Raw genomic sequence first — 24,492 nt, 5'->3', positions numbered from 1 at the left:
AATCATTGACACGACTTCAATTGCTTTAGCTTCCTTGTTAATTTTTCTTTTAATTCTTCGATAATAAACCTGTCTGTCTATCCCGAACAAATTACAGGCGAACATTATTGTTTGCTGTTCTTTGTCTTTAAAATGGTCGATTGTTCGGGTGGAGAGTTTTTTCGTATGTCAATTTTATATTCTTCTTCTGCGATATCAATCATCATATCAAAAATGATTGCTTTCTTATCTGCAACAAAGGCTTGTCTCTCCAAAAAGGACTTCTGCTTCTCTAGAAGTTTCACTTTGGCTTCAAGCTCMATGATCTTTTGTTCTGGTGACTTTGACATAGTAAATGGTGTTTGATTTTCCCAATCAAAGTTACCGAATTTTTTTAGCCAATTAACAACAGTTGTTCTATTTTGAATGCCATAAGTCTTCGCAGCTTCTGTAACTGTGAGCTGACCTCGCTCAATTTCTTGAACAATTTGTAATTTAAAAGACATTGAGTAATCTTTTTGTGTTCGCTTAACATAGCGTGTTTCTTCATGTTTTTCCATTAGGATACTTTTTGTGTATCGCTATTTCAGGACGGGACATTTTTTTATAAAAAAATGCTGACTTTTTACAAGTCAGCATTTTTTATTTTAAACTATTGATGATTATAAAACTTAGTCGTTATAAACATTGGTACCATGTTCGTGAATGTCTAAGCCATCTATTTCTTCTTCTTTAGTTACCCTTAGTCCAATTGTTTTTTTAAGGATAAATAAAACTACAAAAGAGGCTCCCATTGCCCAAGCTCCGATCGCTAATACCCCAATTGTTTGAACTCCTAGTTTTTCAAAACCACCACCGTAAAGTAAGCCACCATCTGTGGCAAAAACTCCAACTAATATAGTTCCTAATGCTCCGCAAACCCCGTGTACTGAAACAGCACCAACTGGATCGTCAATTTTTAATTTTTTGTCTATAAATTCAATAGAAAAAACAACTGTGATCCCGCAGATAAGTCCAATCATTAATGCGCCAATTGGGCTAACAGCGGCACAACCAGCTGTAACTCCAACTAATCCAGCCAAAACACCATTAAGAGTCATTGAGATATCTGGTTTTTTGTAAAATATCCAAGTAATAAACATGGCGGCTAAAGCACCAGCTGCACCAGCTAAATTTGTGGTAATAAATATTTTAGCAACTGCAAAAGCATTGTCTCCTGAAATTGCAAGCTGGGAACCAGGGTTGAAACCAAACCAACCTAGCCATAAAATAAATACTCCTAATGCGCCTATCATTAAATTATGACCAGGTATTGCATTTGATTTTCCGTCTGTGTATTTTCCAATTCTAGGTCCTACCAAAGCTGCAGCTACTAATGAAGCGCAACCACCAACTGCATGTACTACTGTTGATCCAGCAAAATCGGTGAAACCCATTTTTGCAAGCCATCCTCCAGCATTCCATACCCAGCTACCTGAAATTGGGTAGATGATTAAAGTCATTAATAAGGAAAAAATCAAATAAGTGGTGAATTTTGTTCTTTCGGCAATTGCTCCAGAAACTATTGTTGCAGCAGTAGCAGCAAATACAGTTTGAAAGAACAGGCTGTGCATATCTGCAGCGCTATCGAAAAATGAAAACTCACTCACGTCTCCAATTAAGCCTCCTATTGATTTACCATACATTAATGAATATCCTACTGCCCAGAAAGCGACACTTCCGATACAGAAATCCATTAAGTTTTTCATTATTATATTTCCAGTGTTTTTTGATCTGGTAAATCCAGTTTCAACAAGTGTAAATCCAGCTTGCATAAAAAACACTAAACTTCCGGCGATTAACACCCACATTAAGTCCATTGCAGTATTCGTATCCATAATATTTCTTTTATTTGTTTATTGTAATTAAGTTTGTTCGATTAGTTAACAGCATCTGTTCCGCTTTCTTTTGTTCGGATTCTATAGGTCTCTTGAATTTCAGAAACAAATATTTTTCCGTCACCTACCATGCCTGTGTAAGCAGTTTTTAAAATTGCTTCAACTGTTCTTTCTAAATAAGGATCTGATACCACAATTGATAAATAACGTCTTTGAATGTCGGATGTGCTATAAGTAACTCCTCTATATACATGACCTTCTTTTTCATTTCCTACACCTGTAACATCCCAATAGGTAAAAAAATTAACCTCAATTTGATGTAAAGCTGTTTTAACTTCATCAAATTTTGATTTTCGAATAATTGCTTCAATTTTTTTCATAAATGGTTTTTTTTTAATGAATTGAGTAATAATGTTTAATACTTTTTTAATATTTAATATAATTACAATTAAAAACTAGTTTAAACATTTTTTTTCGTTTTTAATTTCTATAAAAGTATATTAATATGTTAAACCCCAAAATTAATATGGGTATTTAGTGTCATTTTTATTGATTTGTTATTTTTTACCCCTTAATTTTGAGGGTATGTATTAAAAAATATCTTTATTTTTTCGATATAAAAATCAATTTATTTATGAATAGATTTAAATAAACACTTAAATTTTGTCTAAAGATTGAATTTTGAAATTCAAATGAGGTAATGATAAATGAATTACTTTTTAGAAAATAAAATATAAAATATTTTATATAGTAATAGATTTTTGGTAATTAAGAATTGAAATTAAAAAATCCTCGATTTACAAAAAAAAAGAATCAAAGACCATTAAAATTACATGAAGCAGTTGGGTGTAACTCAATTTGTGTTTTTTAAACGCATAGAGAAAAAGCTAATTATGAGATTAATTAGTCGTTTCGTTTAAAATTAAGTTATATGGTTAGGTCTCTATAAAATGGGATTTTAATGCTAATTTAATATTTTGAGACAACTGAATTTATAATGTTCAAAATATAATCATTATTTTAGTTTATAGGCTAATTGAATAGTTGGCCTACTCAAAAAGAAGAGAAGTTCCATTTTAATTAAATTTAGAAGATAAATAGTTTAATGTTTACCTTGAGCGTAAACAATTTTGTTATTCTCTTTAGGTATAGATATATAATTGTATGAAAAATATAAGTCCGTATAGTTATAGCTGTATTAAAAATACAGCTAACGTTTTTAATATGTTTTGGGATTAATTTAAAGCGTCTATTCCATGTTCTTTAGTTCTTATTCTATAAGTTTCCTGTATTTCAGAAACAAATATTTTTCCGTCGCCAACCATTCCAGAGTAAGCTGTATTTAATATTGTTTCAACAGTTCTTTCTAAAAAAGGGTCTGATACCACTATTGAAATATATCTTCTCTGAATATCAGCAGTACTATAAGTAACCCCACGGTATACATGACCCTCTTGTTCATTTCCAACTCCAGTTACATCCCAAAAGGTAAAAAAATTAACGTCAATTTTGTGTAAAGCCTCTTTTACTTTTTCAAATTTTGATTTTCGAATAATTGCTTCTATTTTTTTCATGTAGGATATTATTTTTATGGTCTTATATAATTTAGTTGTCTATTTGTCCCGAAAAGTAAAGCGATTTGGGGGGGTAAATTAACGAATTTTAGGATTTACAATTTATTTTATGCAAAAATAGAAATTGATTTGCAATTCCTATAGAAAAAGGAAGTTATTCTGCATCAAATACGGAATATATATCCACTCTTTTTTATTTTATAATTAGTAGTTTAAATTCCGTATCGAAATCTATTAATTTAAAAACAGTTTTTAAGTGTTTAATTGTGATATCAGGTGATCTAAATCTTGAAAAGTATGATTAGCAGTAATTACAATTCGATTCAGTTTTTCAGAACTATTTGTGTAGTTAAAAGAAGTAGTTATGATTCTGTTGTTCAATAATTTTTCGGTAACAGATGCATTTTCAAAGTAAATTACAGGATAGCTAGCATGGAATATAAATCCATTCCTATTAATAAAGTGAGTATCCAAATAATTTAAATTTTGTTGTAATTTTTGTTTTTGTTCTAGATATAGTTCTTGTGCATTGACAAAAGTATTCAAATAAGCAGGATTCATTCCAGAAGATCCTATAAAGGTCTTTTGATTTCTAATTTCTGAAATTATAGAATAATTACTCGCAATAACACCTCCTGAAAGTCCTAGTGCTTTTCCCATTGAGGCAATCTTTATTATTTTAATATTATCCTTTTCTAGATAATTTTGCCACTCATTACCATAAATTCCAAAACTATGGGTTTCGTCAATAACCAAAAACAGTTCCTTGTCATATGGAATTTCTAACAAAATTTTTAAATCAACAGGTTCAATTTTAAATCCAGGAATTGAATCTGCTAAAACTCCAATTTTAGAAATTGTGGAATCGAATATTTTAGTGTTCAGTTTTCCATTTATAATTATAGGAAGACTTGAAGAATCCATTAAAGCTGGATGTGTATCAGGAAAATGAAAAATTGCATTTGTAACTTTCGAAAGATATTCCAGTACAAATTTTCCTGCTATCATCCCTGAAGAAACTGCCAAAGCAGTATCTGTTCCCATATTTTTTGCTAATATTTTTTCGGCAATATCATAAACCGACAGTTTGATATTTGAATTTCTAGAACTGCCATATGCCGTTCCCCATTTCTTGATGCTTTCAAATAAAATATGCTGAAAATCAATATTGGTGGACATTGCAAGATAATTGGTTCCACCAAAATATAGATATTCGACATTGTCAATTATAATTATTCGATCAGGAAAATTTTCTACAGTCATTATTTAGGAGATTAATTGAACTCCAGTTCCATTCAATTCGGAGTAGTTTATAATTCCATTCGAAATTGTTATACCTGTTGCGATGTCTTCTGCTAGGAGTAAAGCACCATCCATATCAACATAATTTAGTTCTGGCAGTAAATGAGCAATTGCCGAAATACCAACCGAAGATTCTGTCATGCAGCCCACCATCGTTTTCATTCCCAATTTTTTTGCATGAGCAATCATTCTTCTAGCTGATGTGAGTCCACCACATTTTACCAGTTTTACATTTACACCATGAAAATGATGGTGACATTTGGCTACATCGTCTTCTATAATGCAGCTTTCATCTGCAATTACAGGGAGTACTGAATGTTTAAAAACTGCAGCATGTCCTTCCCAATTGTCTGCTTGTAATGGTTGTTCTAAAAATTCAACTCCCAATTTTTTTAATTCAACAGCATTATTAATAGTTTCATCAACGGTCCAACTACAATTGGCATCAATTCTAAAAATAGCATCTGTATGTGTCCTTAATTCAGTTACAATTGCGATATCTTCTTTTGTTCCTAATTTAATTTTATAAATTGGCCAAGGCATTTCCTTCATTTTTGACACCATCTTTTCTATGCGGTCAATACCAATAGTAAAATCGGTTTTTGGATTGTTATTTGTAGCATAGCCCCATAATTCATATAATTTTTTATCTTTTTTTCGAGCATACAAATCATTATACGCAATGTCTAAGGCACAAAGTGAAAACATATCATTTCCTAATAACCGATGTGCAATATCCCAAAATTCTTCAGGTGTCTCATCAGTTATTTTTTCAATAAATGGAATGATTTTCTCTAAATTATGCTGCATCGATGCGACAGTAATTTTATAATAGGGATTTGAAGTAGCTTCACCATATCCAGAAAAACCCTCACTTTGTAATTCGACTATTAAAGTTGGTTGGACATCATAAGATTCTCTTGAGATTGTAAAAGTATGTTTAAGTTTGAGGTCGAATGTTCGAAGGACTACTTTCATTTTTATGACTTATTATTGATTAAATGTTTAATTTATAACAAAGGAAATTAATATAAATTGTTTTACAAATTAAAATGTTAAGTAAATTTCATTTTGAAAGTAAATTTATATTAATTTCTGATGCATTTTTGAGAAGCTTGTTTAAATACTTAAATGTTTTTTTTGTATGATTTTACATGATTAGAATTTAAAATGCTGGATTTCAGTGGGTTTATTTCTATTTAATAGTTTTTTATTAGAATAAATAATTGAAAATATTATGTTAATTTATTATTATTTATAAAAAATAAATTTGGAAGATATTTTTAAAGTACTTAATTTTAGCTTGTTATGAAGTTTTAGATAAAATTTAGGAATTAGAAGACAACATTAAATACTCATTAGGGAATAATTAGTTTTGTAAGTTAGATTTCTAAATGTTCGGGCGATATTTGACTGAAAATCATATTGTGAACTATGAAAATTTCATAAATGGAATCTCGATACAATTTTTACCTCCCTAAATCTTTATTGGGAATAATACACAAAACTTTCGAATTGGCATTTAAATTATTACAACGGAATATTGACAATTAACAATTCATTTCTAAAAATGAATATTGACATTTTTATTATCTAAAGCTAAAATATTTAATAATAATAATAGTAATAATAACTGGAAAACTTAATCCAAGAATTTATTTGAATTGACAGAGAAATTAAAAAGTTTTATGAATTTCTGAAACTCAAATAAAAAAAATTACAAGAAAAAAAATTAGGTTAAAATTAATTAAATAGGGGTGACTAAACTCCTGTAAAGGTGGTTTTTTTAACAACATCATTATCAGGTTTATAGAGGTTTATTTGTAAGATAGTATTCTATATGATCAAAATCAAAATGATATGGACTTAAAAATTGTATTAGAAAATCTTAGTAAATTAGTTGATCCACTTGACGAAGTAATTGATATTACTAATATTGCTATGCTAAATGATGGCGATGATTTTTTAGCATCAAAAACCCCCATTGTATTATCAATTGTAAATATTGAGGAAGATAGGACACAAAAAAACCAGTCAGTTTATCTGAATGATACAAATGATAATACGAATATTTTAAGATACAAACAGCCAACTCAGCATTTAATTCTTTCACTATTGTTTAGTTCCTATAATAAAGATTTATCTAAATATTTAGATGGGATAGATAAATTGAAAACCATTATTAGTTATTTCCAGCAAAATAATTCTTTCTACTATAAAAATGATGATAGTGAAATGATTGAATACGCTACATTTTTAACAAAAACAGATATTGAACAAGCTAAATATATAAAAATCACTATGGAATTAGTGAGTTTAAGTATGGAACAATTAAACCAAATGTGGTCTTATTTGGGTTCTAAATACATGCCTTCAGTATTATACAAAATGAGATTATGCTCTATTCAAAGTACTACTACAATTCAAGAAAAAGTGATTCAAACAGTGAAAATTAATCTATGGGAAAATAACATGAAGAACCCCATTGGGCTAATAGAAACCCAAGAGTTTTAAAAATTTAATTAACAAAATAATATAAACTAAAAATAAAAATGTCATGAATGTAAGCTCAATTAAAACACCTGGAGTATATATCAATGAGATTGATGCATTTCCTCCTTCAGTAGCACAAGTAGCTACAGCCGTTCCAGCTTTTGTAGGTTTTACCCAAAAAGGACCAACAACTCCAACTCGAATTACTTCTTTTATGGAGTTTGAACAACTATTTGGTGGAGCACCCAATCCAACATCTCTTGAAGTTGTACTTGATGGAAATCTAATGCCTACAGACGATTGTAAAGTAACAGAAAGTAAATTTAAGTTATACAATAGTTTGCGTCTTTTTTATGGTAATGGAGGCGGTGTTTGCTATTTAGTTTCAATTGGTAATTATGCGGCAGCAATTACTAGCGTTTCTGACTTTACTGATGGTTTAGATTTATTAAGAAAATTTGATGAACCTACTTTATTGTTGTTTCCAGATGCTATCAATTTAAGCGCAACAAATTTAGGATTGGTACAACAACAAGCATTAAGACAATGCGCCGATTTAATGGATCGATTTACCATTATGGATGTAAAAAATGAATCGGGACTTATTACAGATAGTGCTAATTATAGAGATAGTGTTGGGAATCAAAACCTAAAATATGGTGCTACTTATTATCCGTATTTACAAAGCGCATTTCCATATAGCTATAGATTTAGCGATATAAATGGTACAGCTGCCGGAAAAGTCAATTTTAAAGGAATTTTTTCAACTAATACTACAACAAAAAACAATATTGAAGAATTTGAAAAAATAGTAACAGATTATAACACCTTAAGCACTGCTTGGACTCCTACAAATGTAGTGGTTCCTATAGATACCCACACTAAATTAAAAACAGCTACAGATTTATGTTGGACGCTTTTGAAAAACATTGGCAAACCGATTGCACCTTCAATAACGAGTACAAAAATGGCCCCATTTGCACAAGATTTAGTGACCAATTTTTTAAAAAAATATGCGCAAGACCTAGTGGATTTTAAAACGGCTTATGAAGTCCTTAAAAAAGCGGATGGTGTTACGGATGTTGATGATTTATCAGCATTAGATAACGACACTGCTTTTAAAAGTGTTTGGGGAAATATTTCTACCTACGTAGCTTCGGCTCCGAATCCTTATACAGGTTTAATTAGTATAAATGTTCCTGTTGCAGGGCCAATTCCAGCTCACGATGAACCTGATTTTGGAAAAATCCAATTGGTTGTTCAAAAATTAAATGCAGCAATTATTAATGCGACAAATAATGTACTGAAAAGCATGGAAACCTTTTTATTATTCGAAGAGAATAATTTAACGGCTCAAATTCCTTTTTACATTGCTATTGTTGCCAAATTATCACAATCGATGAATACTGTTCCACCATCTGGAGCAATAGCTGGGATTTATGCCCAAACAGATGCAACCAGAGGCGTTTGGAAATCTCCTGCGAATGTGAGTGTGAACGGAATTGTTGGTTTAACTGACGATATAAATGATGCTGAGCAAGAGGATATGAACATTCATGAAACTGGAAAGTCAATTAATGCTATTAGAAAATTTACTGGCAAAGGATTTTTAGTTTGGGGTGGTAGAACCTTAGCGGGAAATTCTAATGATTGGCGGTATATCAATGTTAGAAGATTAGCCAATATGATTGAAGAATCAGTTAAAAAAGCCTGCATGCAATTTGTCTTTGAACCCAATGTGGCTTTAACTTGGGTAAGTGTAAAAGGAATGATAGACAATTATTTAACCACCTTATGGAAAGATGGCGCTTTAGCTGGTGGAAAACCGGAACATGCATTTTTTGTATCGGTTGGATTAAATGAAACCATGTCTGCATTAGATATTTTAGAGGGAAGAATGATTGTGAAAATTGGTTATGCTCCTTCAAGACCTGCTGAATTTATTATTTTAGAATTCAAACAAATGCAACAAAAATCTTAATAATTAGTGTTTAACTTTTAAATTTAACGATTATGCCAAATACAAATTTTCCGCTACCAAAATTCCATTTTAGTGTGCAATGGGGAGGAAGTAAAATAGCTTTTACTGAAGTGTCAGGTTTGAACAAAGAAATCGATGTTATTGAGCACCGTGTGGGTTCAAGTCCTAATTACTTCAAAGAAAAAATGCCTGGTTTGAATAAATTAAGTAATATCACTTTAAAAAGAGGGGTGTTCTTAGGGGATAATGAGTTTTTTGAATGGTACAATACTGTGGCTCAAAATACAGTTGAAAAAAGAACCATTGTCATTTCACTATTAGATGAAAATCATGAACCAAGAGTGATTTGGACCGTTAATGATTGCTTTATCGTTTCGTTAAAATGTACCGATTTGAAATCTGATGCCAATGAAGCAGCAATTGAAACTGTTGAAGTAGCTAATCATGGTTTTAAAATTGAATATAAATCCTAATTACTATGCCAAGCAATGATCCCATAGTTGGTTTTCACTTTTCGGTCATCTTTGAACTAGTTCCTCAATTTTCTATTGATACTAAGTTTCAAAGTGTAAACGGTTTGAAAGTGACTATGGAAACAGAATCTTATACCGAAGGAGGACAAAACCGTTTTAAACATAATTTTCCACTTCGTTCGGGCTATCAAGATTTGGTGTTAAAAAGAGGGTTAACGTCTAATATATCGGGTTTGTCTATGTGGTGCAATCAAGCTTTAGAAAGTTTTGTTTTTTATCCAGCAAACTTAGTGGTTTCTCTTTTAAATGAAAATGGAAATCCTATAAAGGTTTGGTATGTATCCCATGCTATTCCATTGAGTTATGAGTTTAGCGACTTTAATGCAGAAGAAAATAAAATCGTTATTGAGACCATTACTTTACGATATAATTTTTTTAAAGAACTGCCTATTCCAGGTTTTTAATAAACAATTATGGCTATAGAAATTAAAGAATTACGGATAAAAGTAACTGTAATTGAACCTAGTGAAAATTCTCAATTTACTGATAAAATCACTTCGGTAAAATTGCAAGAGGTAAAGAATTCAATTGTCAATGAATGTATCTTGAAAGTATTAGAAAAAATTAAAGAAAAAGCCGAGAGATGATACAAGGATTATTTGGAATAATAGATAAAATGCGTATTGAGGTTTTTCCGACCAAAGAATATGTAGAACCACCTAAGAAAACCATTTTTGTTCAGTTGAATCCCGAAAAATATTCCATGAAACACACTGTTGAGTTTTGTGAGAATCAAGCATTGGGATCTTCTGGAACTGATTTGCGGTTTAATAGAATTGAAGGTGAGGAAGTCAGTTTTGAATTCTTTTTTGACAGTTCAGGTATTGTACCACCAGGAAAAATTAAAGAAGGTAAAGGAGAAGATACGCTTTTGGATCTTGTTGGAGATATTGCAAATACACTAAAACCAGCCATTGTAAATCCCTTTGCTGAAGTGGAAACAGTTGAAAAAGAAGTGGGAGAATTTAAAAATTTATTAATGGGTTATGATGGCGAAACTCATCAAACAGCTTATTTAAAATTACTTTGGGGTGGTTATAGTTTAAGTTGTAGGTTAAAAAGCATGGATATTGAATACACTCTTTTTCGAAAAGATGGAAGACCCATTCGAGCTAAAGTACGATGTGTTTTTAAAGGAACTATTGACTATAAATTAATGGTTGCCAAAGAAAATAAAAACTCGCCCGATTTAACACATGAAAGAACTTTTAAAATGAATGATACCTTAGCTCTTATGTCAGAAACGATATACCTCAACAATACTTTTTATATCGATGTTGCAAAAAACAATAAGTTATTGAGTTTTAGACATCTTAGTACGGGTCAAAAAATAAAATTCCCACCTATTAAATAAAAACAGAATGCCAACAGTACAACCTTTTTTTCCAACTGACACTTTATTAAAACTAGAGTTTACCATAAATGGTGTGATTACTGGTTTAGATTCTTTGTTAACAGAAGCGAAGGTGCACTTTGAATTGAATAAAATACCGTTTGCCAAATTCACTTTTACTTCTGTAGAAGAAGATTTTGAAGATAATGATACGTCGCCATTGCACAGTTTACATCATAATCCAACGGATCCGCCACTTGAAATTGAAGTAAAAATTGCTTTTGAAGGCAGTATGAAGACACTTTATAAAGGTGTTGTAAAATCGTTAGACCAACACAATGAAAATTGCCAGCTAGTGGCTAAAATTGAATGCAAAGATATTGCTTTACGTTTATCACAATCGGCTACTGAAGAAGAAAATAACAATCAAACGTTTGAAGAAAAGCTAACCAATTACACCACTAATTTAACATTAAGTGATAATTTAACTGGGCAAGGATGGGGTGAAGAACACATTACTCATAATAATACAACGGTACCTTGGGATTATTTGATTGGGTTTTTAGATTCTATCGGCATGATGGTCGCGTTACGAAACGGAGAATTTGTTGGAATCGATGTTTTAGATCCAGAAAGTGAGCCCATTTATGTTGCTGAAAATGGCATTAATGTTTTTGCTTTTAATGGACAAATAGACCCAGAAAGAAGAAAATCGGCTGTAACTATTGAGCGATGGGATATTGAAAATCAAGAAACAGTTACTGTAACCGCTTCTCAAAGTACGCCAGAAAATCCGCATACCGTTCGTTTAAGTGAAACGGTGTTGCAAGAAGCTACCCTGCAACGAGTAGCCGATACTATAATTGCAAAAAGCAATTTGGCTTCGGTTTCAGGAATGGTGACCACTTTTGGAAATTTACTAGCAAAATCTGGAGATTACATAAGTTTTAAAAAAGTCAATACACAAATTAATGATGCCATTTTATTAATTACTCAAGAAGAACACATTATTGAAAATGGCTGTTGGAAAACTGAATATAGGTATGGTTTAGAAAGTGAACGTTCTTTTACACAAAATACTAGTGCGGGCATCAATAATACACATGCAGAAATAGGTCAATCGAATACAATTAATGGCTTACTAATAGGAATTGTAACTCAAATTGTGGAGGACCCAAACAATCAGTTTCGCATAAAAGTGAGAATTCCTCAATTGTCTAGTAGTGGTGAGGGAGTATGGGCAAGATTAGCAACACTAAATGCTTCGAATGAAATGGGAAGCTATTTTATTCCCAGTATTGATGATGAAGTTATTGTGGGATGCTTGAATAATAACCCAGACACTCCCATTATTTTGGGAAGTTTATATAGTAGTAACAAAGCCATGCCTTTTCCTATTGCTGAAGAAAATTATTTAAAAGGATTTATAACTAAAGAAGGAACAAAAATTATCATAGATGATGAGAAAAAAAGTATCGAATTGAGCACTAAAAATGGCAATAGTCTAACGATAAGTGATGATTTAAAGGGCTTTGTTTTAGAAGATGAAAATAGTAATAAAATTACCATGAACGATCAAGGTATCACCATCGAAAGCAGCAAAGATTTGAATTTGAAAGCCGCTGGGAATATAAAGGTTGAAGGGGTTCAAATTAACATTGAAGCAAGTGGTAATATGACTTTGAAAGGATCATTAGTAAATATAAATTAAGATTAGCAATGGGAGCAGCAGCAAGAGCCACAGATATGCATACTTGTCCTATGGTTACAGGAACAGTTCCTCATGTAGGCGGCCCTTTATTACCCGGAAGTAACTCAACGGTTTTGATAGGCAATATTCCAGCATCAATAGTTGGAGATAGTTGTGTGTGTACTGGACCACCAGATACTTTGTCAGCGGGTTCTTCTTCTGTATTTATTGCGGGTAGTCCTGCAGTTAGAATGGGAGATTCAACTGCACATGGTGGAGTAGTCGTTTTAGGTTGCCCAACAGTTATTATTGGCGGATAAAAAAACTAAAATAATGGAAGATACATCATTTTTAGGAACGGGTTGGAGTTTTCCACCCACATTTAAGAATCAATTAGCTACAGTTGAGATGGTTTCAGGTGAAGAAGACATCTTTCAAAGTTTGCAAATTTTATTGACCACTCAATTGAATGAAAGAGTGATGCGATCTGATTTTGGTTGTGATTTAAGCGCCTTATTATATGAAAACATCACAATTACACTTTTGACAAAAATAAAAGGGATAATACAAAATGCCATACTAAAATATGAACCAAGAATAGATTTGCTGGATGTCGATTTTCAATCAGGAGAAACTGAAATCAATAATGGCATTATCAAAATTGAAATTGTGTATAAAATAAGAGCCACTAATTCTAGAAAGAATTATGTGTTCCCTTATTATTTAGAGGAAGGAACGTTTGTGAATAAATAATTAGATACAAATGAAAAATTGTAATTCAACTTTATCAATACATGAAGGCATGGGAACGACTCAAAAAGAGAGAGTTAGGCCTGCTTTGCAAACGGACTTCTTTTTGCTTGATGAAAGACGTGAAGAAGATTTTATTTTGTTTGTACAACGACTTTCGAAGTATGTAAAGTTCTATAATGAATTTGATATTAGTGATGGAGATTGGTCTAATTTTTTTCAAAAAGAATCTACTTCTATTTTAATTTATATTGCGAGTTGGAATATTGAATTGCTTCAGAATTCATTCGAAATTAAAAAAAATGAAATTCTAATAAATTCGGATTTTAATACACAAAAAAAAATATTGACAGATTTTTTTACACTATTGAAAGAGGAATTTGATGATCTTATAAAACGAGCTGAAGGATTAGATGATGAAATTATAGAAAAGGAAAATTTAATTTCTTCTAAGTTTTTAATAAATGCAAAGTTTAAATTAATTATTGATCAAATTGAAGCAATTAATGACATTGCGACAGATAAAATTCCTAGCATCAATTCGTTATTAAAAAATTATGTGTTTATAAATACGACCCAACAACTTTTTGGTTTGCTTTTATCCTGGAAAAATTTTACTCAAAAAGCCGTTGAATATCAATTAGAAAAGTATTCAAAACACTCCCCTCATTATGCTCTATTTCTAACTTTTTTGAAATTGTTGGCTATTGCCAAAGAAAAGTACAATGAATTTACAAAGAGGCATTTGGATTTTTATTACAAAGATGTTTTAAAAATTCAAAATAAAATAGCACAACCAGATTATGTCCATTTACTAGTAGAACCATTTAAAGTAAAACCCTTTTTGATTCCTAATAACACTGTTTTTTCTGCAGGTAAAAATGGTAATGGTAAAAATAAATTTTATGCTTCAACTGCAGATCATACGGTTAACCAAATTAAATTGAATTCATTATTGAGTCATCATAGAAATGGCAATCAATTTTTTAAAACAACCGATTTGTTTAATGTTAATGCAAAAGGCAACAGTTTTGATGTTTTTGCAAACAACAAACAAGAATTTAAAGAAGGAATAATGATTGCAAGTCCGTTATTGTTTTTGCAAAGTGGAGAAAGAAATATTCATTTAAAATTCAATCAAAAAACATTCAATCCAAATGATTTTAAATTTTACATAACAGGGGAAAAGAAAGGAATCGAAATTACGCAAAAAATTAATAGTGAGGGTTTTATTAAATTAACAATTCCCGCAACTGAAAAAGCGATTGTTCCTTTTGATGCAAAAATTCATAAAGACTTTTTAGTTCAGTCCGAATTTCCAGTTTTAAAAATTATACCCATAAATAAAGATATAATTACAACTGTAAACAAAATAGATTTAAAAGTAACCGTAAATCAGTTTAAATCATTTGTGCTACAATCCGATTTTGGAATTATCGATGTAAAAAAACCGTTTTATCCTTTTGGTGAATTTCCAAAAAATGGCAATGGAATAATTTTGAGTTCCAATGAGTTTTTTATGAAAAACAAAGCCATTGCTACGTTTGGAATAACAACATTATTAAATAGCCTTTTTGTGATTAATGACGCTGTTAACTTAATAGAAAATAAAGGAACTACTAATGATACAACTCAAAAAACAGAACAAGTTTTTCTTATGGAAAGCAGAAAAAAAAACTTTCTATCAGCAGGGAATTGGATCAATGAGAAAGTTACTATTTTACATTTGGTTGATGGACAATGGAAAGAATATTCGACTAGTTTAACACCCATTCCAAACAATTATCCTTTAAAAGAATATCATTTTGATGCCGTGGTTACTGATGCAATTGTTTCTAATGGAAAATTTAGAATTGAATTAAAAGATGCTGAATACAGCGGAGAAAAATACATGCAAGACTATATTATTGCTAGTCAAAATAAACCTGCAACTGAATTACCCTATAAACCTAGAATTAAAGAATTTGTTTTTAACTATTCGGTTTCAGAAACCATTAATTTGCAGACCAGAACAAATGAAAATAACACAATTGAACTATTTCATGTCTTGCCTTATGGGTTTATAAAAAGAAAAAAAGGGACTATTAATTTTTCTAATTTAAAGTCTAATGAAGGCGCCGTTTATTTAGGTTTTGATACTATTGAACCTCATGATAGTTTGAGTTTTTTAATCCAATTAGAAGAAGGAACTGCAAATCCATTATTGGAACCAGCCAAAATTACTTGGCATTATTTGAGTAATAATATTTGGAATGATTTTCCAGAAAATGAAATAGGGGATGAAACGTACTCTTTGACCCAATCGGGATTAGTCTCCATTACTGTTCCAGATTTTATAGCCAATACCAATACAGAATTAGCTAGTGATTTATTTTGGGTGCGACTATCTGTTTCAAACAATCAAGCTATTTGTAAATTTTTTGGAGTTCATACACAAGCATTTAAAGCAGTGTTGGTCGATTTTGAAAAGATAGGTACTGATTTCCTAGAAAACACTCCAAAAGAAACCATTAGCAAAGCGTACAAAGCCATAAACGGTGTAAAAAAGATTATTCAACCTTATAGTTCTTTTTTTGGTAGAATGGCAGAACAAGACACTACTTTATACACAAGAACAAGTGAAAGATTGCGACATAAAAACAGAGCCATCACTTCATGGGATTATGAAAGAATAATATTGGAAGAATTTCCAGAAGTGTATCGTTTAAAAACCTTGAATCATTATCGATATGATACTAAAATATCTAATGTTTCTGCAGGTTTTGTAGCGCTTATTCCTATCGCAAAAGCATCAACATCCGAAAATATTACTTGGAAACCGCTTTTAAGCCTTAATAAAATGCTATTGATTAAAGAACAGCTGCATAAAAAAGTATCACCACAAGTACGAATAAATGTAAAACCGCCGCGGTTAGAAAAAGTAGAAATTCAGTTTAAGGTAAAGTTTTATTTTGTCAAAGGCATGGATACCCGATTGTACATTGATCTATTGAAAGAAACGATTAATAGTTATTTAAGTCCTTGGGCTTTTGATAAAGAAGATTTCAATTTTGCTAGTGAAATCGAATTTTCATCAATTATTCAGCTCATTGACAATCAAAGTTATGTGGATTACATCACCGATTTTAAGGTGAACCAATACCTACTAGACGAAAACAATATTATTGTTGGAAGTGCTATTCAAAACTTAAATAAAATTGCTCCTCAATCTGATTTTACATTATTTATTCCAACCGATACTCATCTAATTACGGAAATTTAAAAGAATCAAAAATGCTAACGGAATACTACATAGATAGAAATAGAAAATTACTTCCTTCACAAGATTTTCAATTCTTGTTGAATGAAGGATTCAAATATATTGAGCGTTATGGTTCAAAATTCTGGACCGATTATAATGCTCATGACCCGGGTATAACCATGTTGGATGTCCTCTGTTATGCTATTACGGAGCTAGGGTATCGAGCCGATTTTGATATTAAAGATGTATTGACCAATAAAAAGGGTAAAATTGAAAACCATACTTTCTTTTCTGCTGCGACCATTTTTACAAATGCTCCTTTAACTTTAACTGATTATAGAAAATTACTCATCGATATTGAAGGGGTTTCAAACGCTTGGTTATTGCCAACAAAAACAAGTACTGATGCGGATGGTTATTTACTTCCAAATGATAGTGAAGCCACTATTTACATCAATAAAATAGAAGATAAGTTAAGCCTTAAAAATGTTGATAAAAATAATAAGGTTTTACAAAAATTACCATTAAGAGGATTAAATAAAGTAAAAATTGAACTCGAAGAAAATCCTATACTAGGAGATTTAAACACCTTATTGTTGGAGTTTGCTTTTTGGGAAAAAAATCGTTGGGTAAACCTTAAAATAGTTCCTCAATTTACTAATTGGAATCATCCTGATGCGCAGTTGTTCAAGAAAATGAACAAACCATCAAAAATAACAATAGATAGTGTTAAGAAAGTTCAGGGCATTGTTTATCTAATTGTAAATAGATATAGCAAGCCTACCGATTCATTGCATTTTAGAATTTTTCCAGGAGATATAGCCGAAGTAGATTTAATAGTACATCATTTTTCAAAAGAGAAAAATGTATGTGAAGTAATTTCGTTGTTCAAACAAAAGAAAGACAAAATACAAGAAGTATTTTCAACGATTGCCGTAAAGTTACACCAAAATAGAAATTTTACAGAAGATTATTTGTGTACTGAAATTGTTGAAAAAGTAGCTATTGGTATTTGTGCAGATATTGAATTGCAAGCTGGAGCCGATGCAGTGGAGGCAATGACTCAAATTCAAATTGCCATAGATAACATCATTAATCCCAAGATTGTATTTTACACTTTGGCTCAATTGGTCAACGAAGGCTACCATTCTGAGGATATTTTTTTAGGACCAAAATTGACTCACGGATTTCTAAAAGATATTGAAATTGAAAAAGCACAATTAGCAAGTGAAATTCATGCATCGGATATAATTGCCGTTTTAATGGAAATATCAGCAGTAAAATCAGTTAGAAACTTAATGATGACTGCTTATACTGAATTGGGTGCACCTTATACTAATGCAAAAAATGAAAAATGGGTTTTGAAACTTTCTGGGGAAGTTAAACCGGTTTTCGATGCACAAAAGTCAAAATTATTATTGTTCCAAAAAAACATCCCTTTTTTACTTTCGGAAACCCAATTAATGTTGGTGGAACAAAAAGTAATTCTTTACAAATCGCAATTCAATCAACAGAAATTACAAAATACAAAAAACGATTTTGAAATCGAAAATGGAACCTATTTTGATTTGAATCAGTATTACAGCATTCAAGATGAGTTTCCAAGAAATTATGGTTTGGGCAAAAACTACATTTCAGAAAAAGACACTCCTTTGCGTAAAGCACAGGCCAAACAATTAAAGGGATACTTGTATTTCTACGAGCAAATTTTAGCTGATTTTTTCAGTCAGCTCTACAATGCTAAAGAGTTGTTTAATATCAATATTGACACCGATAAAGTTGTCGAAAATAAAACTTATTTCCCCGTATATCTAGAAAAAGACGATGAAACTGGAAATGATTTTTATTCGAAAGAATTATATACAGATACTCTTAAAAAAGCATTGTTGGAAGGCGAATCAGATGACGATTTTTCTTTATACGAATCCAAATCCCTTTTTTATGATCGAAAAAATAGAGTTTTAGACCATTTATTAGCCCGATTTTCCGAAAGTTTTAATGACTACGTGTTTATGATGTATCAATTGTCGCAAAAAACTGGTGGAATGGGTTCGCTTAGTTTTGACTATGAAGATTTAATTGCAGACAAACAAAAATTCATCTATAAGTACCCAGAAATAAGCAGTAATCGAGGTTTGGGAATTGATTATTTGAATGCTACGATAAACGAAACTACAAAAGCTTTAGAATTTCATCCTTTTTGGAATTCAGATCATCGTGCAGGATATGAAAAAAGAGTGGCCAAATTATTAGGTATAAACGAAATTCCGTTGCGAAATATAGTTGCCGAAGATAGCCCACAAACCCAATGGACAGTTGAAACGAAACCCACTCACTTTGTTTTTAAAATAATCACTCCTGCAACAAATTTGCAAGATAAATGGGATTGGGCACAACTGCATTTTTTAGATCAAAATTTGTATAAAATAGACAATTTAGGAGCTAATTTTTATTTGTATTTAGTAAATGGAACAAAAAAAATTGCCAAGCTTGATATGAAATTCATGTCGGAAAGTGAAGCTTATGACTATTTGGTGCACATGATAAAAACAATGAATATTTATTATGAAAATTTTTATTGTTTGGAACATATTTTACTTAGACCTTTTAACAATAATACTTTTTTAGATGACGATTTATTGACCGTTTGTTTGAATGACGATTGCGATGATGAAGCGAATAACGACCCTTATTCTTTTAAAGCAACCATAGTTTTACCAGGGTATATATCTCGGTTTAAGAATATAATTTTCAGAAAGTATGCTGAAAAAACATTTAGACAAGAAGCTCCAGCGCATACTTTATTGAAAATTTGTTGGGTAAATGCGGATGACATGCTTGGTTTTCAGAAAGCCTATAAACAGTGGATTAAAAATTACAGGTATTATAGAATCAATTATTCCCAAAATAAATTAACAAAAGTAAAGGAAGCTAAATATAGAAAAGCAGTACACGAACTCATTTTAGCCCTAAAAGAGCTCAATACATTATATCCAGAAGGGAATTTATATGATTGCCAATTGAGTGATTCAATCAATCCTATAATTCTTGGAAACACATCATTAGGAACATTATAAAAAACACATCATGGAAGCGTATAACACCTCTATTTATCCGGTTTTTGAAGCAGATCAAGTGCTAAGTCAAAAGGAATTAAATTTGTTAGTAAGTCATTTAGAAGAACAGGATCGCATTACGCGAAAAAATCTAATTGGTTTAGGAATCGTTTGCGGATTAGAACTTACTTTTTCAACTGCAAATAGTGTAAAAATAGGGTGTGGAACGGCAGTAACTTCTCTTGGTTTTCAAATCAATTGGAAAGAAACTACGTTTACTCAATACCATGATTTCGAAATTTCTGATCAATTTTTAAAACCAGATTACATAAGAGAACCTTATTTAGATGCTATTTTTAAATACGCCACAAAATATGCCTCCATAAAAAAATGTTCTGAATTACTTCCTACTGATGCTTCTGATGAAGGCAAAAAACCAATTCCTAATAATTTCTTCCAAGATAAATTAGTTATACTCTTATTAGAAATGACCCTTATTGATCAAAAAAATTGTGTAACTACTAATTGTGACGACAAAGGAAAACGCATCCAATTTAACATGCGACCACTTGTTATCCCTATTAGTCCGGCCACAAACGAATTAATTACAGCCTATCAATTACCAGAATTGTATTCTAAAATAGCATTTCCTAGATACAATGTTCCGTACAAAAACTTAATTACTGCAGCTAATGTTCTTGATGGATTTAGAAAAGTATATAATGATAGTTTTTTAACAGCGATTTCAACTTCAATTGCGAATGTTTTTCAAGATTTTAAAAATATTTTACCACAAGGAAGTAGTTTGACTATGCTTGAAAACAACAAAGGTAAAATCACAGAAACAGTAGATAAATATAAGAGTAGTTTAAATCTTCAGTACGTTTGGGATTGGATTTTTGATATTGTTTCCACCTATAACGAAATTATAGAGTTCAAGAAAATAAATCCTAGTTTGTGTTGTATTGATGAAAGTCTATTTCCTTTTCATGTAGTATTGGGAGGGAATTCAATTGATGATGCTGTATATAGAACACCATTTATTAAAACATTGAATGGAACAAATGATGAAAATGCTAAGCTTAAAGAACTGTCACTTTTATTTGAAAAATTGGTGCTTATCCTTTCTACATTTGAAGTGCCAAAAGGGAATGGAACAAAAATAACTCCATCCTCCTTAGGCAACTTTCCCATTAGTGATAAAGCAATTCCCTATTATTACAATACGATTTTAGAATTGAATACAAAATGGAATCCTCAATTGACATCAAAAAATCAAAATGATACGATTCTTTCCTATCATTCCACTATTCCTAACTATACCAATAAGCCTGAAGTTAAAGATCCTTTGTTATTTGATACCGAACCGTTTAATTTCTTTAGAATTGAGGGTCACATTGGGAAAAACTATCAAGAAGTTTTGACTGAATTATCGTCATTAAAAGAAATTTATAATTTGCCTTTTAAAGTAATAGCCCTTAACGCCATTGATTTTGTTGGAAAAGAGGTTGACATTAGCGAGCATCAAGGCGATTGGGGAGATTTAGAATTGGATTATGATATGGCTCGAACCAAAGTGTTCAATGTGACACAATTTGTGGTGAATTGGATAAATTCAAACAAGGTTAAAATTGTCGAAGAATCACTTATGACAGATGCTACGATAGCGTCACTTAAAAATATTTTGACCGAAGTAAAAACCTTGTTGACTGATGATTTGACTGATTTTTTGTCCAATTACAAAAGCTTTTACGAAATCTTTAAAAACCTTAATATTTTGTTCTTGTTTCACCGATTTTGTATGACTTTAAATAAATCAACTTTAACCGTAATAGCAGAGGATTTAATAGATCATCTTGATGAAATTAACGAAATGTTTCTTGAAGATGCATTTACAGTTATTTATGATGAATCGTATAAAAGATGGACTACTATCTATAAAGAAATGTTTCTTTCTACCTTTTTACAAAAAAACAAAGGAATAGAACACAAAGCGGGAGTAACCAAAGGAGGAACTTTTATACTTGTGTATACGGACAGCAGCATTTTTAAAAGAAAGTTAATACCTCCAAGATATTTAGGTTTATTAAACACAATTAGTAACTACAATAAATCAATTAATCTAGGTCCAGGATCGCAAGCGATTAAGGATGAAATTGTATCTACAGTTGTACTTACAAAAGTAAACTTCAGTCAGGCATTACCGTATGATCCAAATGCATTAATAGATTGTAAGGAACAAACAGAAAATATTAAAGACAACTTAATTAAGCTAGCGAGCTATAATCTTTCTCAAAATTACCCAACACATTTACAAGAATTCTTTATAGGAAATATTAGTTCGTTACTACAATTTCAACCAATATTCTCTGCAGTAGGTAGTACAATTACTGAAAAAGTAGTCTTAGCAGATTTTTATATTCCTTATTTATGTTGTTCAGAAGGGAGTACAATAAATATTATAATTGGAAAAGAGCAAACGACTATTGGCGATTTTAATCCTGAGGACTTCGATTCAGAAGATTTTAATACAAAATAAATAACATTAAATAAATAACATCATGGCAACGAGAACCACAGTAGAATCAAAAATTACAGCTATAAATGATAAGGGCAATAATACCGCTCTTGAAGTGAGAGATGTATTAACAGAACTGTTAGATTACACAGAAAATAAGCCAGGATTGGAGACTTTTCATATTTTTTCAGCAAATGCAATTATAAGTTCTGGAAAAAATGCAAAACTTTTCTTTTCGATAAAAGGAATAAAAGGCGAAACAGCTAATATGACGCTATTAGTAAAACCAATTCCTGTTGATGTTGCAACAGATACTAACACCGCTATTGCATTTGTAATCCCTTTTAATGAAACTCAAGGAATGTTTAGCGTTGAAAACTTCAATTTATTAGCTGGGCAAGATGGCAAGGGAATCCTTCCTTTAATAGATGACCGAAATTTTTTAACTTATCAAATTCCACTTTTTGGAAATGAATTAAATCAAGGGCAATTAGTGATCGCGCTTGCTAGAAAATTCAGTGATTTTAATAATGTATTAATCATTTCAGTACCAAATTTAAAAAGAGGTTTTATTTCAACTTCAATTGCTATGCATACTCAAAAATTTGAAGAATCAGCAATTGACCCAGTAACTAACAATTTAGGAAATGTTAATGTTGATTCAAGAATAAGAAATAGGAGTGCAAGACCAATAGATGTAAATGATATTTCGTTTGCGGAAGCAATATTTGGAGCAAAATTTAAATAATGCATCTTATTCAACAACATACATTTGATATTCAATGTTCGACTCAAGAATTTGGGAAAGAAATACACAGTCAATTGAGTTTGTTGTTAGAAAAAGAATTTTATCCAAAACTGGAAACATTATTTAATAAATACGATTCAAAAAATAAAACTTTAAGAGTTGAAGTTTTAAATATAGAAGTAGCATCTATTTCTAAAAAATATTGGAAGGAAGAATTGGTGCAAAAAAGTCTTACTCAAATAGAAGCCTTTTTAAATAGAAATCAGCTTTCATATCTTGACGAAAAAGGCCTAGTAAATATTGATTTTATTTCGAATAGTACACATGCAGAATATGTTTTTATTGAGTTTTTAAAGACTGGAAAAATAATTGAAAACGCAATTGTTAAAGATTTAGAAAAGCTTGTTTATGAAGTTGAGGTTTCAACAACTTTTATTCAAGAAGTGCTTTTAAATTTTGAAAAAAATAGTAGTTCATTATTACGTTGGATTTTCTCCGTGCCGGATTTTTTTAAAGAAATATTTATAAAAAAATTAGATGGATTTAGTACAGGAATAGAAGGAATCAAAATAAGTACAGACAAAATTAATAGTGATAGTGTTTTAAAAAAACAATGGATTGAATATGTACATTGGATCTGTTATTTTGAAAATAAAGAAGTTTCAAAAGATATTTTTTTAAATGAATTTGTACAATTTTCCGAAGATTTTTTCGAAATAAAATCTAAAGAATTAAGTTTAGTTTGCCAACATTTTATTGAAAACAACAATAGCATATCTGTAATTAATGATTTATTCGAAAAAATAAAAAAGAATATAGATAATGATTTCTCTGGAAGGGAGGTTGAGAATTTTGAAGATGGTTTTCAAGTTAATATTGCTAAAAAAGAAATTGGCTTGGGAAACAAACATTATATAAAGAATGCAGGAGTAATTATTTTGCATCCTTTTTTTAAAGCACTTTTTGAACAATTGAATTTGTGTGAAGCTGATGGTCTTTGGAAAAGCAAAAGGAGTCAACAAAAAGCCATTTTACTAACGCAATATTTAGTGAATAGTGATGAAAAAATACAAGAGAGCGATTTAATTCTGAATAAAGTACTCTGTGGACTTTCAATGGAAGAAGTGGTAAATGTAAAATTAAAAATTACAGGTATAGAAATAGATCAATGCAACAGCTTACTCGAAGCTGTAAAAGAGCATTGGAAAGTAATGTCAACTTCTTCAACTGAAGCTTTACAGCAAACTTTTCTACAAAGAGAAGCAAAATTTGAATTAGTAAGCGAAAATGAATATGAGTTGTGGGTAGAAGAAAAAGGAGTTGATATTTTATTAGAACAATTACCATGGGGAATAAGTATGATACAAACACCATGGATGGATAGCTACTTAAGCTGTCATTGGAGTTAAATTACAAA

At 30.8% G+C, this 24,492-nt stretch carries 20 protein-coding genes; 14 read left to right on the top strand and 6 right to left on the bottom strand.

Annotated elements, in window-relative coordinates:
* Positions 1 to 104: 104 nt before the first annotated feature.
* The 6 genes from E0F76_RS12985 to E0F76_RS12960 form a co-directional block, all read right to left on the bottom strand.
* On the bottom strand, positions 105 to 539 hold the full coding sequence (locus E0F76_RS12985; protein ID WP_132006740.1) for a helix-turn-helix domain-containing protein: 435 nt from the start codon (positions 537 to 539) through the stop codon (positions 105 to 107).
* 111 nt (positions 540 to 650) lie between these two features.
* Positions 651 to 1,856, bottom strand: coding sequence for an ammonium transporter (locus tag E0F76_RS12980; protein WP_132006737.1), 1,206 nt, complete (start codon positions 1,854 to 1,856; stop codon positions 651 to 653).
* 41 nt (positions 1,857 to 1,897) lie between these two features.
* Positions 1,898 to 2,236 (bottom strand): P-II family nitrogen regulator, encoded by a 339-nt coding sequence (locus tag E0F76_RS12975; RefSeq protein ID WP_132006734.1) that lies wholly within the window; start codon positions 2,234 to 2,236, stop codon positions 1,898 to 1,900.
* Positions 2,237 to 3,091: 855 nt separating this feature from the next.
* Positions 3,092 to 3,430 (bottom strand): P-II family nitrogen regulator, encoded by a 339-nt coding sequence (locus E0F76_RS12970; RefSeq protein WP_132006731.1) that lies wholly within the window; start codon positions 3,428 to 3,430, stop codon positions 3,092 to 3,094.
* 252 nt (positions 3,431 to 3,682) lie between these two features.
* Complete coding sequence (locus E0F76_RS12965; RefSeq protein ID WP_132006728.1) at positions 3,683 to 4,693, bottom strand: aminotransferase class I/II-fold pyridoxal phosphate-dependent enzyme; 1,011 nt, start codon at positions 4,691 to 4,693, stop codon at positions 3,683 to 3,685.
* Between the two features lie 3 nt (positions 4,694 to 4,696).
* Positions 4,697 to 5,710 carry a dipeptide epimerase gene (locus tag E0F76_RS12960; protein WP_132006725.1) on the bottom strand — a complete coding sequence of 338 codons (1,014 nt, stop codon included), beginning with the start codon at positions 5,708 to 5,710 and terminating at the stop codon, positions 4,697 to 4,699.
* Positions 5,711 to 6,592: 882 nt separating this feature from the next.
* Here E0F76_RS12960 and E0F76_RS12955 point away from each other — a divergent pair.
* From E0F76_RS12955 to E0F76_RS12895, 14 genes are read left to right on the top strand one after another with little or no spacing between them, the layout of a single operon-like run.
* Positions 6,593 to 7,246, top strand: a complete 654-nt coding sequence (locus E0F76_RS12955) for a DUF4255 domain-containing protein (protein ID WP_132006722.1) — start codon at positions 6,593 to 6,595, stop codon at positions 7,244 to 7,246.
* Positions 7,247 to 7,289: 43 nt separating this feature from the next.
* Positions 7,290 to 9,206, top strand: a complete 1,917-nt coding sequence (locus tag E0F76_RS12950) for a phage tail sheath C-terminal domain-containing protein (RefSeq protein WP_132006719.1) — start codon at positions 7,290 to 7,292, stop codon at positions 9,204 to 9,206.
* Positions 9,207 to 9,238: 32 nt separating this feature from the next.
* Positions 9,239 to 9,679, top strand: coding sequence for a phage tail protein (locus E0F76_RS12945; protein WP_132006716.1), 441 nt, complete (start codon positions 9,239 to 9,241; stop codon positions 9,677 to 9,679).
* A 5-nt stretch (positions 9,680 to 9,684) separates the two neighbouring features.
* Entirely contained in the window at positions 9,685 to 10,143 is a 459-nt protein-coding gene (locus E0F76_RS12940) for a phage tail protein (protein ID WP_132006713.1), read from the top strand.
* A gap of 9 nt (positions 10,144 to 10,152) precedes the next feature.
* On the top strand, positions 10,153 to 10,326 hold the full coding sequence (locus tag E0F76_RS19350) for a DUF5908 family protein (RefSeq protein WP_165932700.1): 174 nt from the start codon (positions 10,153 to 10,155) through the stop codon (positions 10,324 to 10,326).
* Positions 10,323 to 11,093: a CIS tube protein gene (locus tag E0F76_RS12935; RefSeq protein ID WP_132006710.1), complete on the top strand. Its 771-nt coding sequence runs from the start codon at positions 10,323 to 10,325 to the stop codon at positions 11,091 to 11,093. Before E0F76_RS19350 ends, E0F76_RS12935 begins: the two co-directional genes overlap by 4 nt.
* A gap of 7 nt (positions 11,094 to 11,100) precedes the next feature.
* Positions 11,101 to 12,783 carry a phage baseplate assembly protein V gene (locus tag E0F76_RS12930; RefSeq protein WP_132006707.1) on the top strand — a complete coding sequence of 561 codons (1,683 nt, stop codon included), beginning with the start codon at positions 11,101 to 11,103 and terminating at the stop codon, positions 12,781 to 12,783.
* A gap of 8 nt (positions 12,784 to 12,791) precedes the next feature.
* Positions 12,792 to 13,082, top strand: a complete 291-nt coding sequence (locus E0F76_RS12925; RefSeq protein WP_132006704.1) for a PAAR domain-containing protein — start codon at positions 12,792 to 12,794, stop codon at positions 13,080 to 13,082.
* Positions 13,083 to 13,095: 13 nt separating this feature from the next.
* On the top strand, positions 13,096 to 13,515 hold the full coding sequence (locus E0F76_RS12920; protein WP_132006701.1) for a GPW/gp25 family protein: 420 nt from the start codon (positions 13,096 to 13,098) through the stop codon (positions 13,513 to 13,515).
* A gap of 10 nt (positions 13,516 to 13,525) precedes the next feature.
* Positions 13,526 to 16,774 (top strand): hypothetical protein, encoded by a 3,249-nt coding sequence (locus E0F76_RS12915; protein WP_132006698.1) that lies wholly within the window; start codon positions 13,526 to 13,528, stop codon positions 16,772 to 16,774.
* 11 nt (positions 16,775 to 16,785) lie between these two features.
* The gene (locus E0F76_RS12910) at positions 16,786 to 19,830 is read left to right on the top strand and encodes a hypothetical protein (protein WP_132006695.1); all 3,045 of its coding nucleotides are present in this window, start codon (positions 16,786 to 16,788) and stop codon (positions 19,828 to 19,830) included.
* 10 nt (positions 19,831 to 19,840) lie between these two features.
* Positions 19,841 to 22,348 (top strand): hypothetical protein, encoded by a 2,508-nt coding sequence (locus E0F76_RS12905; protein WP_132006692.1) that lies wholly within the window; start codon positions 19,841 to 19,843, stop codon positions 22,346 to 22,348.
* Positions 22,349 to 22,370: 22 nt separating this feature from the next.
* Entirely contained in the window at positions 22,371 to 23,075 is a 705-nt protein-coding gene (locus tag E0F76_RS12900; protein WP_132006689.1) for a hypothetical protein, read from the top strand.
* Positions 23,075 to 24,484, top strand: coding sequence for a contractile injection system tape measure protein (locus E0F76_RS12895; protein ID WP_132006686.1), 1,410 nt, complete (start codon positions 23,075 to 23,077; stop codon positions 24,482 to 24,484). The genes E0F76_RS12900 and E0F76_RS12895 overlap by 1 nt, the downstream gene beginning before the upstream one ends.
* The last annotated feature ends 8 nt before the right edge of the window (positions 24,485 to 24,492 follow it).

Origin of the sequence: Flavobacterium cellulosilyticum (assembly GCF_004349355.1) — a bacterium.
Lineage (GTDB): Bacteria > Bacteroidota > Bacteroidia > Flavobacteriales > Flavobacteriaceae > Flavobacterium > Flavobacterium cellulosilyticum.
The sequence above is the reverse complement of the archived record's forward strand: the minus strand, read 5'-3'. Positions and strand labels throughout refer to the sequence as shown.

Bases quoted from the DNA above. Each gene is read 5' to 3' on its own strand.
- E0F76_RS12980 (WP_132006737.1), bottom strand. From the start codon at position 1,856: ATGGATACGAATACTGCAATGGACTTAATGTGGGTGTTAATCGCCGGA.
- E0F76_RS12975 (WP_132006734.1), bottom strand. From the start codon at position 2,236: ATGAAAAAAATTGAAGCAATTATTCGAAAATCAAAATTTGATGAAGTT.
- E0F76_RS12970 (WP_132006731.1), bottom strand. From the start codon at position 3,430: ATGAAAAAAATAGAAGCAATTATTCGAAAATCAAAATTTGAAAAAGTA.
- E0F76_RS12965 (WP_132006728.1), bottom strand. From the start codon at position 4,693: ATGACTGTAGAAAATTTTCCTGATCGAATAATTATAATTGACAATGTC.
- E0F76_RS12960 (WP_132006725.1), bottom strand. From the start codon at position 5,710: ATGAAAGTAGTCCTTCGAACATTCGACCTCAAACTTAAACATACTTTT.
- E0F76_RS12955 (WP_132006722.1), top strand. From the start codon at position 6,593: ATGGACTTAAAAATTGTATTAGAAAATCTTAGTAAATTAGTTGATCCA.
- E0F76_RS12950 (WP_132006719.1), top strand. From the start codon at position 7,290: ATGAATGTAAGCTCAATTAAAACACCTGGAGTATATATCAATGAGATT.
- E0F76_RS12945 (WP_132006716.1), top strand. From the start codon at position 9,239: ATGCCAAATACAAATTTTCCGCTACCAAAATTCCATTTTAGTGTGCAA.
- E0F76_RS12940 (WP_132006713.1), top strand. From the start codon at position 9,685: ATGCCAAGCAATGATCCCATAGTTGGTTTTCACTTTTCGGTCATCTTT.
- E0F76_RS19350 (WP_165932700.1), top strand. From the start codon at position 10,153: ATGGCTATAGAAATTAAAGAATTACGGATAAAAGTAACTGTAATTGAA.
- E0F76_RS12935 (WP_132006710.1), top strand. From the start codon at position 10,323: ATGATACAAGGATTATTTGGAATAATAGATAAAATGCGTATTGAGGTT.
- E0F76_RS12930 (WP_132006707.1), top strand. From the start codon at position 11,101: ATGCCAACAGTACAACCTTTTTTTCCAACTGACACTTTATTAAAACTA.
- E0F76_RS12925 (WP_132006704.1), top strand. From the start codon at position 12,792: ATGGGAGCAGCAGCAAGAGCCACAGATATGCATACTTGTCCTATGGTT.
- E0F76_RS12920 (WP_132006701.1), top strand. From the start codon at position 13,096: ATGGAAGATACATCATTTTTAGGAACGGGTTGGAGTTTTCCACCCACA.
- E0F76_RS12915 (WP_132006698.1), top strand. From the start codon at position 13,526: ATGAAAAATTGTAATTCAACTTTATCAATACATGAAGGCATGGGAACG.
- E0F76_RS12910 (WP_132006695.1), top strand. From the start codon at position 16,786: ATGCTAACGGAATACTACATAGATAGAAATAGAAAATTACTTCCTTCA.
- E0F76_RS12905 (WP_132006692.1), top strand. From the start codon at position 19,841: ATGGAAGCGTATAACACCTCTATTTATCCGGTTTTTGAAGCAGATCAA.
- E0F76_RS12900 (WP_132006689.1), top strand. From the start codon at position 22,371: ATGGCAACGAGAACCACAGTAGAATCAAAAATTACAGCTATAAATGAT.
- E0F76_RS12895 (WP_132006686.1), top strand. From the start codon at position 23,075: ATGCATCTTATTCAACAACATACATTTGATATTCAATGTTCGACTCAA.